Origin of the sequence: Pararhizobium sp. LjRoot255 (genome assembly GCF_964252905.1) — a bacterium.
Classification (GTDB): domain Bacteria; phylum Pseudomonadota; class Alphaproteobacteria; order Rhizobiales; family Rhizobiaceae; genus Pararhizobium.
On the sequence record NZ_CAXUPQ020000002.1, the window covers coordinates 399,397 to 416,617 of the forward strand.

Genomic DNA, 17,221 nt, shown 5'->3' on the forward strand with positions numbered 1-17,221 from the left:
AGCGACCAGTGTACGCTCCTACGCCCCGTTCTTAGGAACCGCCATGCTTTCCCGCAGAATGAGCCGGCTACGAATGACTTTGCACACCGCAGACTGTTTTTTGGCCTGCCCGATTGCAGCAAGCAGAAGGGCAACGGCGGCTTGGCCCATATCCTCAACCGGCTGCTCGATCGTGGAAAGCGGCGGAGAGCAGAAGGCGCAGACAGGGGAGCCGTCGAAGGAAACGATCGAGAGATCGTCGGGAATTTTCAGGCCCGTGTGCTGCATCTGGCTCATGAAGGAGATCGCCATGTCATCACTGGTCGCGATTACCGCGGTCGGTTTCTCGGTAAGCGCAACGAAATCGTCCGCAGCTTCGAGCCCTATGTCGAAACCGTGCTGATAGTCGAGCTTTCCACCGGACCGCACCACGGCGGCCTCGGGCAATCCTGCCGCTTCCAACGCCTCGACGACGCCGCCATAACGCTCCACGTCGTGATAGTTGCCTTCGGGGCCCGCGAGATAGAGAAAACGCCTGTGACCAAGGCGGATGAGATCGGCGGTGACGTCCCGCACCGCCTCGCGGTCGTTGGTGACGACGCTCGGCAAGCCGGCATCGCTCATATCGAGCAACATGGAGACGATCGGCAGACCGGCATTGGCGAGCGACCGGCCGTCCACTTCGGGTAGTTTTGATGACAGAATGATCGCTCCGCGAACCGTGCCACCGAAGGCAAGGTCGAGAATGTGCCGCTCGGAAATCTCGTCGCGGCCCAGATTCGCGATCATCAGATTGTAGCCGTCCTGGATGAGCGACTTGTTGATGCTCTGCAGCACCTGCGGGATGACCTGCGAAGCGCCGTAATAAAGCGAGCCCGGCAGGACGATCATGATGATATTGGATTTGCCGACCCGCAGGCCGCGCGCCATCGCGTTCGGGGTATAGCCCAGTTGCTTGGCAGCCGCGTCGATCTTGGCGCGCGTCTTCTCGTTCACTCGCCCGGGATTGGCAAGCGCCCGGCTGACTGTGGAAATCGCGACGCCGGCAAGCCGCGCTACATCTGCCATCAATGGGCCTGACTGCTCCTCCCCGAGCATATCTTTGTTTTTACTCACGCTTCTTTCGTTCCTCCGGATGCTTCGCCTAAAACTCTAGGCCAGCCGATGCCTTATAGCAAACGTTTGCCAAAAATCACTTGCGTAAAAAAACGGCTTGGTTATTATCTACTCATGGCAAACGATTGCCAACGTCTAATGCCTTGAAAAATAACGATTATTAAATGCTGAGCGACGCTTCTGCAAACGGCAGGTCGCACCCGCGGGAAAGGGACTGGCTATGACTACTGGCGACAGGCTCCGCTTCGGCGTCGATCTCGTGACTTTCTTCCATCCCGGCTTCTGGGGCGTCGACAGCCATGACGCCATCGTGGAGCACGCGCGCGCCCAACCGCGCGCCTTCTGGGACAAGATCCTCGACAGCGTGCAAGCGTCCGGCGTCACCGGCGTCGAGCTGACCTTTTCGCCCTTCAACTGGCAGGACGCGATCAAGACTTATGGTTCCATCGACGGCTTCGGGGCAGAGCTGACGAAACGCGGCCTGACGTTGTGCAGCGGCTTCTTCGCAGAACTGGAAGCCGCCGGCGATTTCGCTCAACCCGAAGCTCAGCGCGCACTGATCGACAAGGCGGAACGATACGCCGACTTCCTGAAGGCCTGCGGCAGCGACATCATGGTGATCGGCGCACCGCTTCGCCAGACGCTCGGCGCACAGCCGGTACAGTTTTACGATTTCGACCGCGCCAAGGTGATCGCCGATTTCCTCAACCGGCTCGGCGCGATCCTTTATGCCCGTGGCGTGCGGCTGGCGTTGCACACCGAGGCGCACTCGATCTTCGCCGCTGCGCGCGACGTGGACCTGATGATGATGCTCACCGATCCCGCCTATGTGCACATGTGCCCGGACACCGCCCACATCATCGTTGCCGGCTCCGACCCCGTTCAGCTCGTCGAGCGCCATCACGAGCGCATGATCATCGCCCACTGGAAGGATGCGATCGGCCCCATGCCGGCCGATACCGTGATCGACGAACACATCCACGATCGCCATCAGCCCTACTTCTGCGGCTTCGGCCTCGGTCGGGTCGACTGGCCGGCCTGGATCCGGCTGCTGCGCGACCGGGCCTACGAAGGCTGGGCAATCCTCGAACTCGATGCCGCGCCCGATCCGGTCCGCGACATTGCCAACGGGCTTACGCTCGTCCGGCAGGCGCTCCTGCCGATCTATCGCTGACAATCACTCCCAAGACAACGCCCCGCAAAGAGGGCATTTTTTCAAGAGGTGGAACAATGAAAAGCATGATGAAACTGTTTCTTGCCGGCGTTGTATTTGCTGGCATGCTTGCCCCGGCCGATGCCGAGGACAAGCCGACGATCGAGATCATGTCGTCCTGGACTTCAGGCGGCGAAGCGGCCGCGCTCAACGTCATCAAGAGCGAATTCGAGAAGCGCGGCGGCGTCTGGAAGGACTCCTCGATCGCCGGTTTCGGCGCGGCCGATGCCGCCTTCCAGAACCGTATCGTCGCTGGTGACCCGCCCGGCGCCAAACAGGGCGTCATCGGGCTTGCGGCCGCCGATTTCGTAGGCCAGGGCTTGTTCAATCCGATCGACGACGTGGCCGCCGCCGGCAAATGGACGGGCGCCCTGCCGAAGTCGATCTACGACCTCATTTCCTACGATGGCCAGGTCTATCTCGCACCGACCGGCGCCCATGGCGAAAGCTGGGTGTTCTATTCGAAGGAAGCCTTCGAAAAGGCCGGCATCACGCAGGAGCCCAAGACCTGGGAGGAATTCTTTACCGGCCTCGACAAGCTGAAGGCTGCCGGTATCGTTCCGGTCGCCTGGGGCGGCCAGCCCTGGCAGCAGTCCAAGGTCTTCAACATGATACTGCTCTCACAGGTCGGGATCGACGGCTTCCTGAAGATTTATGTCGACAAGGATAAGAGCGAGGCTTCCATTGAAGGCATCAGGAAGACCCTCGAAATCCTGGGCAAGCTGCGTGGCTATGTCGATGAGGGCGCGGCCGGTCGCAACTGGAACGACGCGACCGCCATGCTGATTACCGCCAAGGCCGGCGTGCAGTTCATGGGCGACTGGGCCAAGGGCGAATTCACGGTCGCCGGTAAGGAAGCGGGCAAGGACTATGGCTGCATGATCGTTCCGGAATCCCCGGGCATGGTCTACATCGCCGATTCCCTCTGGTTCCCCAAGACCGGCGATGCCGGGACCGACAAGGCCCAGAAGCTGCTGGCCGAAGTCGTCATGGACCCGGCCATCCAAGTCGAGTTCTCGCTGAAGAAGGGCTCGGTTCCGATGCGCGCCGACGTCGACAAGTCGAAGCTGGACGTCTGCGCCCAGAAGGGCCTCGAGTTGATGACCGCCGGCGCGATCGTACCGGATCAGGCGATCATACTTACGCCCCAGCAGGTCGGCCTGCTCGATGACTTCGTTGACGAGTATTGGAGCGGCGGCTCGAACGATACGGCCTCCGCAGCCGAAAACTTCTTCGCCATCTTCGAGTAAGATTGCGCCCGTGGCGTCGGCCGATCGCGACGTCGCGGCTGTCGGCCGCCGCCTTGCGCGGCGGCGCGAGAGCCCCGCTTACCCTCCCTCAAAGAGCCGGCCGATGCCCATCAAACGCAAGCCTAATCTTTCCGCGACCTTCGCCCTGCTGCCCACATGGTTCGTCGCGGTCGTGGTCTTCATCGGCACCATGGCCTGGTCGATCCGCCTGTCCTTCACCAATTCGACGCTGTTCCCATCGTCGACCTATGTCGGCTTCGCCCAATATGCGAAGCTGTTCTCTTCCGCCAAATGGCTTGCTTCGCTGCAAAATGTGCTGATCTTCGGCGTCCTTTACGTCGGAGGCTGCCTGCTTCTCGGTTTCCTGCTTGCGGCTGCCCTCGATCGCAAGATCCGTTTCGAAAGCGCCCTCAGGACTATCTTCCTCTATCCCTATGCCATGTCCTTCGTGGTAACGGGTTTGATCTGGCAGTGGATGCTCAATCCGACGCTCGGCATCCAGGCGAGCGTGCGTTCGCTCGGCTGGGAAACCTTCGTCCTCGATTGGGTGGTCAATCGTGACATGGCGATCTATGCGCTGGTGCTCGCGGGCGTATGGCAGGGCGCCGGTCTCGTCATGGTCATTGCACTCGCCGGCATGCGCGGCATCGAGGCAGAGCAATGGAAGGCGGCGCGAATAGACGGCATTCCCGTCTGGCGGATCTATGTCTCGATCATTCTGCCCCAACTGGGGCCGGCACTGGCCGCCGCCGGCATGCTGCTCGCCATGGGCGTGATCAAGACCTACGATATCGTCGTTGCCATGACCAATGGCGGTCCCGGCAATTCGACGGAGGTGCCCGCGAAATTCATCATGGACAACCTGTTCGGACGCCAGAACCTCGGCCTCGCCACGGCTGGCGCGACAGTGCTCGTCCTCGGCGTGATCATGGCAGTCGCGCCGTTCCGATATGCGATGCACGTGCGCAACGGAACGAAGGGATCCGCGTGATGACCCGTCCTTATCCGCACGGCCCGAAGCCGACACAGATCACCGCCGGACGCATCGGCCTCTATGCCTTCCTTTTCATCGCGGCACTCTTCTTCCTGCTGCCGCTCTACACCATGGTTGTCACGTCCCTGAAGACCATGGACGAAATCCGGCTCGGTCAGATCTTTTCCCTGCCGGCCAAGATCGACTTCTCTGCCTGGGTCACTGCCTGGTCCGGCGCCTGCATGGGAACCACCTGCGTTGGAATCCGCACCGGCTTCTGGAATTCGGTGGCGATCACTGTTCCGGCGGTCGGGCTGTCGGTCTTCATCGGCGCTGTCAATGGCTACGCACTGTCGCTCTGGCGGCCACGCGGCGCCAACGTGCTCTTCGGCCTGCTCATGGCCGGCGGCCTCATCCCTTACCAGATCTTCCTCTATCCCATGGTCCGGGCGATGGCGAATGTCGGGCTCTACAATTCGCTGGCCGGCATCATCCTCGTGCATGTCATCTTCGGCCTGCCGCTGGTGACGCTGCTCTTCCGCAACTACTTCGTCAGCGTGCCGGAAGAACTCTGCAAGGCCGCGCGCGTCGATGGCGCGGGCTTCTGGCGCATCTTCTTCGAGATCATGCTGCCGATTGCCGTGCCGATGGTGGTTGTGGTCTCCATGCTTCAGTTCACCGGCATCTGGAACGACTTTCTGCTCGGCCTCGTCTTTGCGGGGCGTGACAACCTGCCGATGACCGTGCAGCTCAACAACATCGTCAACACAACCATGGGCGAGCGCAACTACAACGTGAACATGGCAGCGACGATCCTGACTGCCATCGTTCCGCTCGCCATTTATTTCCTGTCCGGCCGCTGGTTCGTGCGCGGCATCGCCGCCGGCGCAGTCAAGGGGTAACGCTTCCATGCAATCTGCTGTCTCCGTCAAGGATCTGAAGATCGCCTATGGCGACCATACGGTCATCGAGAAGATGTCGATCGACATCGCTCCCCGGGAATTCCTGGTCCTGCTCGGCCCGTCCGGCTGCGGCAAGTCCACACTTCTGAACGCTATCGCCGGCCTTCAGGACATCAGCACCGGTGAGATATGGATCTCCGGCAAGAACGTCAGCTGGGAGGAGCCGAAGGACCGAGGCATCGGTATGGTCTTCCAATCCTATGCACTTTATCCGCGCATGTCGGTGAGGAAGAACCTTTCCTTCGGGCTGCGCGTCGCAGGCCTCCCGAAGACCGAGATCGAGGCGCGTGTCGCGCGCACGGCAGCCCTTCTGCATCTCGACAAACTGCTCGACCGGCGTCCTGCCGAGCTTTCGGGCGGGCAACGCCAGCGCGTCGCCATCGGGCGTGCGCTCGTGCGCGAAGTGGACGTCTTCCTCTTCGACGAGCCGCTTTCCAACCTCGATGCCAAGCTGCGCAACGAACTCCGTGTTGAGATCAAGAAGCTGCACCAGAGTCTCGGCAACACCATGATCTATGTCACTCACGATCAGGTCGAGGCCCTGACCCTTGCCGACCGCATCGCCGTCATGCGTGACGGCGTGATCCAGCAGCTCGCATCGCCGGCCGAGATCTATCACCGCCCGGCCAATCTCTTCGTCGCCGGCTTCATCGGTGCTCCGGCCATGAATTTCCTCGAGGGCCGGATTGAGCAAGGCAACGGGTCGCCGGTCTTCCTGAGCAACGGACTTGCCGTCGATCTCTCCGGCTATTCCTTTCAGGCGGCCGCGTCGGATGGACCAGCAACGCTCGGTTTTCGCCCGGACCATCTGGTGCTCGACGGCGCGGCCAGCAGCCTCCCCACCATTCCTGGCCGCGTCTCCGTCGTCGAGCCGATGGGCTCGGAGGCCGTTCTCTGGTTCGACTGGGCGGGTCAAAGCCTTTCGCTTCGGCTCATGGGCGACGTCACCCTGCAGCCCGGCGACGCCTTGACCCCCGGCCTCGACATTACCAAGGCGTCCCTCTTCGGCGCCGACGGATTGCGCTTGTGACACACGATCCATTTGCTTTCTCGCAATTCCGGACGCGCTTCGAGCTTTTTCTGGAATTGCTTTAGGACAGGACTCGAAAAATACATGTCTCAGATTCTCTATGATGCGCTGGTGATCGGTTCCGGCGCGGCGGGCTCCTTCGCTGTAAAAGAACTGACGGCGCAAGGCCTGTCGGTGCTGCTTCTGGAAGCCGGCCCCGCCGTCGGGCCGAGGGATTTCGATCCCGCCCGCAAGAAGGCGCCGGCGAGCAGCATCAATATCTGGGAGCGCGCGCGGGCGACCGTCAAAGGCCAGCCGATCCAGGCGCGCGCGGCATTCTTTACCGAGCGTTTCAGCCACTTCTTCGTCAACGACCGCAAGAACCCGTACACGACGCCGAAGGACGCGCCCTTTCTCTGGATCCGCGGCCGCCAGGGTGGCGGGCGGCTCCACAGTTTCGGCCGGGTGCTGCTGCGCTGGACGGACGAGGATTTCAAGATCCATTCGCGAACCGGCAAAGGCGTGGACTGGCCGATCTCCTATGACGAGTTGGCGCCGCTCTATGACGAAGTGGAGACCTATCTCGGTCTCTACGGAAACAAGGATCATGTCCCAACCCTACCGGACGGCGTCTATACAAACCCCGCAAGCCTCACGCCGGCGGAGCAGGTTTTCAAGCAGGCGGTGGAAGACCGCTGGCCGGATCGTCATGTCGTCTCCTGGCGCTATATCGCCCCGGATGCCGAGCGCGTGCCGCGACCACTAAGGGAAGCCCAGGCGAGCGGAAGGCTAACGATCCAGTATGATGCTATCGTTCGCCGGATCACCACGGACCAGGAGACTGGCCGCGCAACCGGCGCGGAATTCATCGACCGCAACACAGGCAAGATATCGACCGCCCACGCCGCAACGCTGGTGCTTGCGGCCTCCCCGATCGAAAGCGTGCGGCTTCTCCTCAATTCGGCTTCGGCGAAACATCCGGGCGGGCTCGGCAACAGTTCCGGTGCGCTCGGCCGCTATTTCATGGACCAGCTCCCCTGCCTGGCCTTCGGCTCCTTCTCGAAGGCCAAGGGCTGGGCGCTTGACGAAGCTGCCCCAACGGACCCGTTCTACAATCCGTCTGGCGGAATCTTCATTCCCCGCTTCGGCGAGGCCGACGCCGGCCGCGGTGATTTCGACTACCAGGGCAGCGTCGGCCGCGCGCCGGTCCCCGAGGAAACCGATGCGCGTCTCGCCTTCTTCGGCTTCGGCCGTATGCTGCCCTATGCCGATAACTGCATCACGCTCGATGCTCAACATAAGGACGCTTGGAATATCCCCGTTGCGCATATCCGCTGCGTCATGCATGAGGAGGAGCAGGCGCTGCTTCGCCTGCAGGAAGAAACGCTGATTTCCCTTATCAAGGAGGTCGGTGGCGATCTGGAATTCATCGGTTCGCCCATGGGTCTCAAGGAAATGGGCAAGGGCGCCTTTCCCGATGCGAACGCCTTCAGTCGCTTCATGTTTCGCAAATGGTTCCGTAAAACCATGTGCATGGGCGCGGCGATCCACGAGACAGGCGGCGCGCGCATGGGAGAAACGCCGGAAGATTCGGTGCTCAATCCCTTCAACCAACTCTGGGACGCCCCGAACCTTATCGTCACCGACGCCAGCGCCTTTCCCGGCAGCGGCGTCGCCGGCACGACGCTCACGGTCATGGCGCTGACGCTGCGCGCCTGCCGCAACCTCGTCGACCAGCATCGAAAGCAACTGCAGGCACACGTCGCGGGCTGAACCTTCATGATGGGGCTCTCCCTCATTCCCAGCCGCTGAAGCCAACAAGAAGCGGAACGAATATAAGCGATAGAGGCTCGGATTAAAAACGCGGTGGAGATCAATCTCGAAGCGGCGAAATTAACGCCCTGTTCACACTGTCCGACCCTAGCTACAACGCGATGTTTGGGTGGGATCAGAGTTGGAAGCATATTTTGCGCTTGGTTACGCTACTCATTGTCGGCGGCGGCGGTTTCGTCGCGCATCTGGCTTGGCGGAATCTCGTGCAACCGGCCCCAGGCACGGCGCAATTGTCGGGCGAAGGCAAAGCCGCTTCGCTCTGCAACGGTCTCCATGTTGAGGCGAGAGCCCGATAGCAGCTCGCGTGCCAGCGCGACCCGCATGCGGTTGACATAGTCGGTGACGGTCATGCCGGCGTGATCATTGAAAAGGCGGGAGAGATTGCGTGGACTCGCGGCCGCGACGTCCGCGAGCCGCACGACCGACCACTGCGTAGCAGGATCGGCCGCAACGGCGTCCTGCACGCGGTGAATGCTTGGATGAATATGGTTACGCCCCTCCAGCCAGGGAGACAGCTGTGGGTCGGAGCCGCCGCGGCGAAGATAGACAACGAGATACCGGGCAACGGCCAGCGCCACCGCATGTCCGGCGGTCCGAGCAACGATATGGAGCATCAGATCGATGCCAGCGGTGATACCGGCGCTGGTAAGGCGCTCTCCATCTTCGACATAGAGCCGGTTCTCTCGAACACGCGCCATCGGCGCCAGCCGAGCCAAATCGGCCGTGCAGGCGTGGTGGGTAGTGCAATCGTATCCGTCGAGGAGCCCTGCACGAGCAGCAAAACGCGCGGCGGCACGACCACGAATACAGGGATCTCAACTGGCTGCCGCGCGTCCGCCCTCATGCGGCGATTTTTTCCGCTGGTCCGGCCAACGCTTCTTCCACTGTCGCGAGCCGCGCGAAGCGACCGGCGAGGACCAACTCGGTCCGTGCGCGAATTTCCGTGGCGCTCCACGAGCGCCCAGCGGGATCCGTCATCGGGAAGGTCAGTGTCGCCTCGCCCACATAGTCTACGGCATAGCCGAGATCAGAAGCATGCCGTGTCGTGGTCTCGCAGCACTGTTCGGTACGGCTACCGGAGATGATGACGCGGCAGATACCGTTGCCCGTCAGCCAGACGTCAAGACCCGATCCAACCAGTGCGCTGTGGCGGCGTTTTCTGAAAACAGCATCCGGGATGATTTTGAGCGGCGCTAGCGTTGCGACGAGACCGGAGGCCTCCGAGAAAACACCGAGGCGGCGATGAAGACGATGGACCGAACCACATCTATTTGTGTCCGGGACTACCTCGTTGTCGCGCCGTTTTCGGTAGGTGGGACCAGCATTGACTGGCTGCGGGCCGGGCCTGCAGACCAAGGCTGATCGACGACGTGGCTTATACCCTGAGGCGCAGGCCAAATCAGTGCGCGGATCGCTGGATTAAGCGATAGCAGAATTGTCAGCTGGCAAGCCCGTTTAAGGAGATCGCTTCACCCGAACCATGAAGCAATCGACATCCAAGCCAACGTGAGGACATGGTCGATCACCGCGATCCCCATGACCACAACGAACACGACCCCGAATACCGTGGCCAATCCCTCGTTGGCCTTGGGATCATCCTCGACGACGATGATGCGCCTGTCGTCACGCATGACATGACCTCCTATCGTTCCCGGTCATCGCGATCGCGTCCCTTTCGCTCGTCGGCTTGCCGCTGCCGTTCGTGCAAACGGGGGACTTCTGCCGAATCGCTCCTTGTGGTGTCACCAGCGCTGCGCGGGGAAGCGGCATCGCACGCATGCGTTTCGCCGTCCTTCACCTGCCGGCTTTGCGCATCGACGTCCCGTCCCGCTCCGCCATCGGGCGCACCGCGCTGCGGATCGGGAACCTCGGATGGCCCGGATCGTGCCGTCGTCCGTTCACCGTCGGCTTTCTGCCGCTCGCGCTCGACCGCTTGCAAGGTGTTTTTCAGTTCCTCGTCGACTGCGGCGACGGCGCGGATCAGCCCATTGCCCGCGGCCCCGAGCTCGGCAGCCTTGAGCAACTGCCGATCGAGCTCCTGTTTCAACGCGCCTGTTTTCTCGGGCGCCCCGGCCTGCGCACGCTCCAGGGCGTCGCGAGACCGTTCGACATCAACGAGAACCGCGTTCGCGGCTTCCGCAGCCGCGCGGCCGTAGCGGGCGACCGCATCGTTCCACCGTTGCGTTTCATCATTGCGACCGGCCGTACCGTCGTCCTGGCGATCGACGGTCGCGCCGCGCGGGCGCTGCTCGTTCAACGCGACCAGCTCGCGGCGGACATTGACGTGCTCGCGCGCCGCCGCAGCGATCTCGTCGAAACCGGTGCGCTCATTCGGCGATATCGTCCGCTCCGCCTGAAAGAGGGCGGCCTCGACGCGTTTCTCGTAGGCCTCGAATTCCGGTCGTGTCATGTGGCGCATATCATCCCCCTCCGAAACAAGCTCGACCAACTTTAGCAATTGTGTTTTGAATGGCCCGCCGGAACTGGATGTCTCACCCTGCCCCGACCGCTGCGGGTGAGCCGACGCCGCGCGATCGTCAAGCCGGACCACCTGCGCTGCGACAAACGCGCGTGCAGGCTCAGAGCGCTGCGAAACGCCCACTTCAAGCCACTGCTGCTGCGCCGCCCGGCCATAGGCCCGGCTGCGGGTGGTCTGGGGAAGGCTGTGCCGATCGGCTCGCTTTGCGTCGTAACGGCGCTGTGCCGCGTCGCTCGTTGCCTCATGTTCGGTGCGACCGAGCATGTTCACCGGCCGCACCTGGTTCCTGGAATAAGCCGCGGGGCTCGCCCGATCACGCCGATCGGTCATTTCCATAGCGATGCCGTGCCCCCGCGCCTTCTCGGCCATCGTCAGCCGCCATTGCCGAAACGTCGAAATGCTCGTCTCGATCCGGTCGCCGGCATCCGAGCGCAGCGCGACGATGGCATGCACATGCAGATGCGGCCGCTTGCCGCCCGCCGCTTGCGGCTTGGGATCGCTGGACGCGTCGTGCAAGGAAAAGACATAGCGATGGCCGGCAAACTGCGCACCGAGGAATTCCCGCGCCGCGTCCTGGAAGGCCGTCGCATCGGTGCCTGCCCGGGCCGACAGGACAAGATGCATGACATCGCGCGGCTTGCGGCTGTGAAGCTGATCGCGCCATTCCAGCTGGACGAGATCGCCGGCCTGCCGGTTGTCGCCAACCGGGCGCCCCTGCTCATCCTGCACATCGCCCTTGTGGGTTTCGACGAGCGACCGCAGACGACTGGTTCCGTAATCGGTGCCATTGCCAAAGCCGGTGAAGTGGAAGACTGCGCTGCTGTCTGCGCCGGCCTCCAGCCGTTGCTGCACGATGGCGCTGGCCTTCGCGTCAGCCGAAAGCCGTTCGCCCGTCTTGCTCCTGAGCACCGTGACGCCGTCGATATCGAAGCCGCCGCCATCGGCGCGCTCCGTTACTGCGAAGGCAAAGGCGCGGTCACCGAGCGCCTGCTTGACGATCTGCCGCGCCCGCTCGAACACGTCGTCACTGCCACGGCCGTCCTCCTTGACGGTGACCTGAAACAGCCCGATGTCCCGGCTCTCGGCACGGTTGTTCAGCAGGTGGTCCCAGGCGCCGCCCATCGCGGACAGCTGATCACGGCCCCGCAGCCGGTCGCCCCGTTCGTTCTCGACGACGACCTCGCCGTTTCGCGAGACATAGGTGATCATCGCCCCCAGCCGCGCGCCGCCGCCGAACGATGCTAACTTCACCACGGCCGGCTGACTGCCGGAGGCAAGGCCGGCAAATCGCGCCCGCATCGGCCGATCGGCGTGCCGGTGACCGCCCCTTCCCGGGCGGTCCGTGCCGACCGGCCCAAGGCTCGGCACCGTCAATCTGCCCATAAACTCCGACGGGGCAGCAGCACCTCCGCGGCGGCGGCGCTCATCCTCGTCCGATGATGGCCGCCGCCCCAGCGACAGATCGTGGAGAAAGGCCGCCTTGCGGCTCTCCCATTCGGCGGTGAACGCTCCCAGAAAGAACTCCACTACGCTCTCCCGAGCCGCGTTCGAGCTCCACGCGGGCAAAACGACCGGAGCTCAAGCAGCAGTGCGGCGACGGCACGCTGCCCCGCGTCGATCACCGCCTTCTCCGCCTCCGGCCGATCCGGTTGCCTGCGGTTTGCAGCCCGCGCAAGCTGGTTGAGGTTGACGCCGACGGCCTTGAGATCGCCCAGAAGCAGGCCAAGCACGGCGCGATCCTCCTCGGTCAGGAAGGGACGCACGCCGGCCCCCTCCAGCGTCAGCGACCGCATGAACGCCGAGACCGTCAATCCCGCCCGTCCGGCGGCCGCTTCGATCCTGGCCATGTCCCTGGCGCTGAAGCGGGCATGGACCACCCTGCTCTTACGCTCGTCTGCGTCGGCGGTGACGCTTTCCCTCGGTGCAAACGCGCTCATCGGACCTTTCTCGACGCCGGCCGCAGGCCAATCGACGGCCCGTCCGTCGATCGTCAGCAAATTTGTATCACAAATTTGCGTATCCTGCCAAAGCAACACTACCAATTCGGTAATGATTTTTCAAGTCGAGGAATGACGGAATGCGTCCGGCCCCTGGGCGACCGACAGCCTGGATCGCGCCGTACGGCCGAACCGGTCGCCGCCCGAAAGCGGCAGGGAACCGCGCCACCAGCGGCGGCGCCATCTGCCATAACGATATGAATTGTATGAATGTAATGATTGGACATACATCCACTCGCTACAGTGCGACAATGTGTTTGCTCCGTGCATATGGGCAATGTGGAAGATATTCCACATTGTAGGTCGGACCTGTCGTCTAGCGGCCCACACGCGATCGATATGAATATGTTTTATTCACTATTCGCTTGCACGGATCCGGGCGTTCGAGGCATGATGCGGCGATCGCCACCATGACCGGAAGCGCCCCATGACCAGAACTTATGCGGCAGTGAGCAATAAAGGCGGAGCGGGAAAGACGACGCTCGTGACGTTGCTCGCCGGTGAATATGCGCTGCGCGGTGAGCGCGTTCTCCTGATCGATGCTGACAACCGGCAAAATCTCTCCGGCTGGTGGAAACGATGCGCAGAGAAGAACAACGTGCCCAACCACATAGAGGTCACGGTCGCGTCAACGCAACGGTCGATCGAGCAGGCAATCGATAACCCCGGCCGCTCCTTCGATCTCATCATCATTGATGCGCCCGGCGTTGACAGCTCCCTGCAGACGACGATCATCCGTTCCGCAGAACTGGTGATCTCCCCAATCCAGCCGGCGATCAAGGAACTTGAGGCTGCGGGCCAGGCCGTTGCCGCGGTCAACGAAATCAACGACCAGTACGGCTTGGCGATTGGGCACTTCAATGTTCGCACCCGTATATCCGTGCCAGGGCGAAACCTCGAAGCCTACCGTTATATACGTCCGTTTGTCGCCGGTTTGGTGGCTGCGGAGTATCGCACCCGACTTCTCGACACCGAGCTGTTCGAACGCAACATTTATCGCGAGATCCAGAACGGTCTGGGAACCCTGCAGATGCAGGCGCTGACGGATCCGGTACGAAAGGCCAGGATCGAGGTTCAGGCCCTGGTCGAGGAGATCGAGCGGTACCGGGCATCCAACAGCATCGAAGGTGCACCATGAGCAAGGCGGGCCTCGACTTTAAGGATTTCTCCATCGCGTCGCGCAGGACGGAACCGAAGCCGCAAGCCAATTCCGATGCGTCAGCATTAGCCAGTGTTCCGGTGACGGACAGAAGCGTGGCGCCGATGCTGCCGAAACCCAGCGAGAAGCAACGATGCGAGACGGCCGAAGCGCGGGCGATGGCACAAGAGGATGTCCGCTGCAGTCTGAAGAACCTGAAGCGCATGAAGCAGCGCAACGTGAAATTCTTCGTCAACACTGCTCTCGACTACGACTTGAAGGCGCGCCTGCAACGGGCAGCGCTGGAAAACGATCTGAAGATGACGGCGGTGGTGAAAGCAGCGCTCGACTATTATCTGACGGAAAATGGCTACTGACGAGGCCGCAAACATGGCAGCGCGACATGTCTGCGACGACGAAGTGGAGAACTGCCCTCAGTCGGGCAGCTCCTTCTCGTCGCGTTCTTCGATTGCCGCCTTGAGTTCCGCCTCGATCTGGCGACGCTCCTCGATGGTCGGGGCGTTACGGAGTTCGGCGCGCAGTTCCTCAATGTGCTGTTCGATCGTCATTTCTTCGTCTCCTTGACGTTTGTGAAAGATGGCGATCGCGGCTGTGAGGGGGAAAGACGGGTCAAGGTTCGCGACCGCGATCGGCGGAGCCGGCGCGTGGAGGAGCCGATTTTGTCGGAGCAGAGCGGAGGCAAAATTGGAGGGGCCGCGCGACCTTGAGGCGGCTTTTTCCCTTACAGACAATCATCGGCACTGAGCAGACAGGTTTTGGTCTCGTGTGCCACCCATGAACGTCGCAGACGTTCAAACAGCGGAGGCAAGGCGTGGTGCGTACATTTCACATTGGAGATCAGATCGTCGACGAACAGACCGCGGACTTTGCTGACTGCTTGGCGATCGCATATGAGAAGAAGTTGCGGCCTTTATGCCTTTGCCGAGTGCCTGGTGTGCCCATGTATGTTGCCCGGATTGGCGACCAGCACGTGGTCAAGCGCATGCCTCTCAGCGGCGGAACGCATGGTCCGCAATGCGGGTCCTATGAACCCCCGTATGAACTGACGGGGTTGGGGCCTTTGATCGGAAACGCCATCCAGGTCGATGTCGCAACTGGCGCGGCGGCCTTGAAGCTTGATTTCTCCATGACGAAACTCAGATCTCGGTCGGCATCGGCGCCCGCTGATGCAGAGAGGCCGGAGATGGTGAAGAACGAGACCCGCAAGCTCTCGTTGCGTGCGCTGCTGCATTACCTCTGGCATGAGGGCGGATTGACCGAATGGACAGTGCTCTGGACTGGAAAGCGACACTGGTGGCATGTCCGCAGCCATCTTGTCGAAGCGGCACGGACCATGACCGTACGGGGAGAACCGCTGGTCGATCGGCTGTTCGTCCCCGAACCGTTCCGCGCAGAAGACAAAACTGCCATCGAGCAACGCCGGGCAATGGCGCTGACGGAACTTCACCAGTCGGCGCCCGGCCCAAGGAGGTTGATGCTGCTGGTCGCGGAAATCAAGGAGTTTGGCGAGGCACGATCCGGCCGCAAGGTCGTCATCAAGCATATGCCGGGTTATTCGCTTTTTCTTGAGGATCGCGCCTGGACGTCGTTGCAGCGGCGCTTCAGTGCTCAACTGGAACTGTGGCAGGCCAACGAGGCCTCGCATCTGATGGCCATCATGACGATCGGTGCGGCGGGATCCGCGCTGACGATGATCAACGAAATCGCCGTGATGACGGTGACGGCGGAGTGGCTGCCGGTGGAAAGCGTCTATGAAGAGCGTGTCCTTGCGGAGCTGACAAAGCTGCGGCGCAAGAGCGTGAAGGGGCTGCGGTTTAACTTATCGTCCTCACAGCCGGTGGCGATTGCCACGCTGCCGGAGGCAAAGCCTGTTCCGGTGGCCCTCTATCTCGTGCCGCCGGAGGCTGGCGACGCGTTCGAATCCGCCTTGAGCGACATGATCACGGCACGCTCCGACCTTGATTCCTGGGTCTGGCGGATCAAAGACGGCGAGATGCCGCGCTTGCCTCCGGGTTAAGCATTCCATTCATCACGAAGATGAATCGGTGGTGCCCTATCGATTCATAACTTTCGTTGGACGCCGTCCAGTGGATCGACGATTTTCGGGGCATGTCTCACTATTCGTTTCAGCTCTATTGCCAGCGCGTCGATGCCAGCAAGAACATGGCGCGCTATTACGCCCTGTCGATCCAGCCGACCTTGTTTGGCGAGACCGCTGTCGTCCGCGCCTGGGGACGGATTGGTAGCCGCGGCGGCGAGAAGTGCGAGGTGTTTCCAACGGAGCGGGAGGCCGCTTCGCATTTTCTGGAATTGGCGCGCAAGAAGCGCCGGAAAGGCTACAGACCCGTCAGAAGCTGTGGAAATACTCTCGCTGGCTAGGCTGCGGCGCATCCGAGCCGTGACAACGTCAGGGCTCGGTGCAAAGGTTTTCACCTTTCAACGTAGGAGCTACTATGACCAGCACCAATGAAATCGCAGAGAAGATCGCAAGTGAGCATGGCCTGACCAAGGTTCAGGGCAAGGCTGTTGTCGAGGCGGTAATCGCTGCAATCACGGAAGCCTCCGTTGCCGGCAATGAAACTTCGCTGCCCGGTTTTGGCAAATTCAAATTGAAGGACACGCCGGAGCGCGAAGCACGCAATCCAGCAACGGGTGCCACGATCAAGGTCGCGGCCGCCAAGAAGCTGACCTTTGCGCCGGCCAAGGCGCTGAAGGATGCGCTTAACAAGTGATCCGAGGGGCCGCGGACCTTGAGGCGGCTTTGCCGCCCACGACACGGGGACGGGTCTGAGTAGACAAGGTGGGGTGGGTCTGGCACCACGAGACAAAGGAAAAGGGGGCCGCAACCCGATGGCTGCGGCCCCTTTTCTTACTCACGGTGTCAGGCGACGATCGCTCTCGCTGCCATCGACTCCCTGGCATAGGAGGAAATCGGCCGGTCCGCCTTAAAGGCAAGGTCCCGTTCGACGCGCAGCCCGAGGCGTCCGCGAACAGAATCGATCTCCGAGAGGAGGACGGAGCCGAGCTCCGGAAACCCTATTCCCCGGTCGCAGAGTCCGAAGAGCAGATCGGGATCTTCGGGTTCGGCGGAGGCGATAAGCCAGGTAGCGGCCGCGTCGGGCGTGAACATCTTGACGACTGGATGCGGATCAAAGTCTGGATTGCTTTGGAAGCGCTGGCCGTTGGCGATAAGGGCAGCGCGGCTTTCAGCGGTGATGAGTTGCATCGGAATTCTCCAGGATAACGAGGGT

18 protein-coding genes and 1 pseudogene are annotated in these 17,221 nt (G+C 61.9%); 11 read left to right on the forward strand and 8 right to left on the reverse strand.

The window, feature by feature from the left end; translation table 11 throughout:
* Nucleotides 1–18 precede the first annotated feature (18 nt).
* Entirely contained in the window at nt 19–1,095 is a 1,077-nt protein-coding gene (locus tag ACSQ2W_RS20960) for a LacI family DNA-binding transcriptional regulator (RefSeq protein ID WP_436088139.1), read from the reverse strand.
* A 220-nt stretch (nt 1,096–1,315) separates the two neighbouring features.
* On the opposite strand from ACSQ2W_RS20960, the gene ACSQ2W_RS20965 reads away from it, so the two are divergent.
* The 6 genes from ACSQ2W_RS20965 (at nt 1,316) to ACSQ2W_RS20990 (ending at nt 8,275) form a co-directional block, all read left to right on the forward strand.
* A complete protein-coding gene (locus tag ACSQ2W_RS20965) occupies nt 1,316–2,269 on the forward strand; it encodes a sugar phosphate isomerase/epimerase family protein (protein ID WP_436088140.1) in 954 nt (317 codons plus the stop codon).
* A 56-nt stretch (nt 2,270–2,325) separates the two neighbouring features.
* Nucleotides 2,326–3,558, forward strand: coding sequence for an ABC transporter substrate-binding protein (locus ACSQ2W_RS20970; protein ID WP_436088141.1), 1,233 nt, complete (start codon nt 2,326–2,328; stop codon nt 3,556–3,558).
* A 103-nt stretch (nt 3,559–3,661) separates the two neighbouring features.
* The gene (locus tag ACSQ2W_RS20975) at nt 3,662–4,549 is read left to right on the forward strand and encodes a carbohydrate ABC transporter permease (RefSeq protein WP_436088142.1); all 888 of its coding nucleotides are present in this window, start codon (nt 3,662–3,664) and stop codon (nt 4,547–4,549) included.
* Nucleotides 4,549–5,433 carry a carbohydrate ABC transporter permease gene (locus ACSQ2W_RS20980; RefSeq protein WP_436088143.1) on the forward strand — a complete coding sequence of 295 codons (885 nt, stop codon included), beginning with the start codon at nt 4,549–4,551 and terminating at the stop codon, nt 5,431–5,433. Before ACSQ2W_RS20975 ends, ACSQ2W_RS20980 begins: the two co-directional genes overlap by 1 nt.
* A 7-nt stretch (nt 5,434–5,440) precedes the next feature.
* Nucleotides 5,441–6,523, forward strand: a complete 1,083-nt coding sequence (locus tag ACSQ2W_RS20985; protein WP_436088144.1) for an ABC transporter ATP-binding protein — start codon at nt 5,441–5,443, stop codon at nt 6,521–6,523.
* Nucleotides 6,524–6,607: 84 nt separating this feature from the next.
* The gene (locus tag ACSQ2W_RS20990) at nt 6,608–8,275 is read left to right on the forward strand and encodes a GMC oxidoreductase (RefSeq protein WP_436088145.1); all 1,668 of its coding nucleotides are present in this window, start codon (nt 6,608–6,610) and stop codon (nt 8,273–8,275) included.
* A 209-nt stretch (nt 8,276–8,484) separates the two neighbouring features.
* Here the strand turns inward: ACSQ2W_RS20990 and ACSQ2W_RS20995 are convergent.
* The 5 genes and pseudogenes from ACSQ2W_RS20995 to ACSQ2W_RS21015 form a co-directional block, all read right to left on the reverse strand.
* A pseudogene (locus tag ACSQ2W_RS20995) lies at nt 8,485–9,129 on the reverse strand (GlxA family transcriptional regulator); the annotation flags it as partial.
* A gap of 46 nt (nt 9,130–9,175) precedes the next feature.
* Nucleotides 9,176–9,691: an isochorismatase family protein gene (locus ACSQ2W_RS21000; RefSeq protein ID WP_436088146.1), complete on the reverse strand. Its 516-nt coding sequence runs from the start codon at nt 9,689–9,691 to the stop codon at nt 9,176–9,178.
* Nucleotides 9,692–9,804: 113 nt separating this feature from the next.
* A complete protein-coding gene (locus ACSQ2W_RS21005) occupies nt 9,805–9,966 on the reverse strand; it encodes a hypothetical protein (protein WP_436088147.1) in 162 nt (53 codons plus the stop codon).
* Nucleotides 9,967–9,977: 11 nt separating this feature from the next.
* Nucleotides 9,978–12,341 carry a hypothetical protein gene (locus ACSQ2W_RS21010; protein ID WP_436088148.1) on the reverse strand — a complete coding sequence of 788 codons (2,364 nt, stop codon included), beginning with the start codon at nt 12,339–12,341 and terminating at the stop codon, nt 9,978–9,980.
* Entirely contained in the window at nt 12,341–12,751 is a 411-nt protein-coding gene (locus tag ACSQ2W_RS21015; RefSeq protein WP_436088149.1) for a plasmid mobilization protein, read from the reverse strand. The genes ACSQ2W_RS21010 and ACSQ2W_RS21015 overlap by 1 nt, the downstream gene beginning before the upstream one ends.
* A 487-nt stretch (nt 12,752–13,238) precedes the next feature.
* Between ACSQ2W_RS21015 and ACSQ2W_RS21020 the strand changes: the two genes are divergently transcribed.
* Nucleotides 13,239–13,949, forward strand: coding sequence for a ParA family protein (locus ACSQ2W_RS21020; RefSeq protein ID WP_436088150.1), 711 nt, complete (start codon nt 13,239–13,241; stop codon nt 13,947–13,949).
* Nucleotides 13,946–14,326 (forward strand): hypothetical protein, encoded by a 381-nt coding sequence (locus ACSQ2W_RS21025; RefSeq protein WP_436088151.1) that lies wholly within the window; start codon nt 13,946–13,948, stop codon nt 14,324–14,326. Before ACSQ2W_RS21020 ends, ACSQ2W_RS21025 begins: the two co-directional genes overlap by 4 nt.
* A gap of 57 nt (nt 14,327–14,383) precedes the next feature.
* Here ACSQ2W_RS21025 and ACSQ2W_RS21030 read toward each other — a convergent pair whose 3' ends face one another.
* Nucleotides 14,384–14,518, reverse strand: a complete 135-nt coding sequence (locus tag ACSQ2W_RS21030; RefSeq protein ID WP_436088152.1) for a hypothetical protein — start codon at nt 14,516–14,518, stop codon at nt 14,384–14,386.
* Nucleotides 14,519–14,784: 266 nt separating this feature from the next.
* On the opposite strand from ACSQ2W_RS21030, the gene ACSQ2W_RS21035 reads away from it, so the two are divergent.
* The 3 genes from ACSQ2W_RS21035 (at nt 14,785) to ACSQ2W_RS21045 (ending at nt 16,702) form a co-directional block, all read left to right on the forward strand.
* The gene (locus ACSQ2W_RS21035; protein ID WP_436088957.1) at nt 14,785–15,987 is read left to right on the forward strand and encodes a DUF1173 domain-containing protein; all 1,203 of its coding nucleotides are present in this window, start codon (nt 14,785–14,787) and stop codon (nt 15,985–15,987) included.
* Nucleotides 15,988–16,079: 92 nt separating this feature from the next.
* On the forward strand, nt 16,080–16,349 hold the full coding sequence (locus ACSQ2W_RS21040) for a WGR domain-containing protein (RefSeq protein WP_436088153.1): 270 nt from the start codon (nt 16,080–16,082) through the stop codon (nt 16,347–16,349).
* A gap of 38 nt (nt 16,350–16,387) precedes the next feature.
* Nucleotides 16,388–16,702 carry an HU family DNA-binding protein gene (locus ACSQ2W_RS21045; RefSeq protein WP_436088154.1) on the forward strand — a complete coding sequence of 105 codons (315 nt, stop codon included), beginning with the start codon at nt 16,388–16,390 and terminating at the stop codon, nt 16,700–16,702.
* Nucleotides 16,703–16,851: 149 nt separating this feature from the next.
* Here the strand turns inward: ACSQ2W_RS21045 and ACSQ2W_RS21050 are convergent, their stop codons facing one another.
* Entirely contained in the window at nt 16,852–17,196 is a 345-nt protein-coding gene (locus tag ACSQ2W_RS21050) for a DUF2958 domain-containing protein (protein WP_436088155.1), read from the reverse strand.
* Nucleotides 17,197–17,221 lie beyond the last annotated feature (25 nt).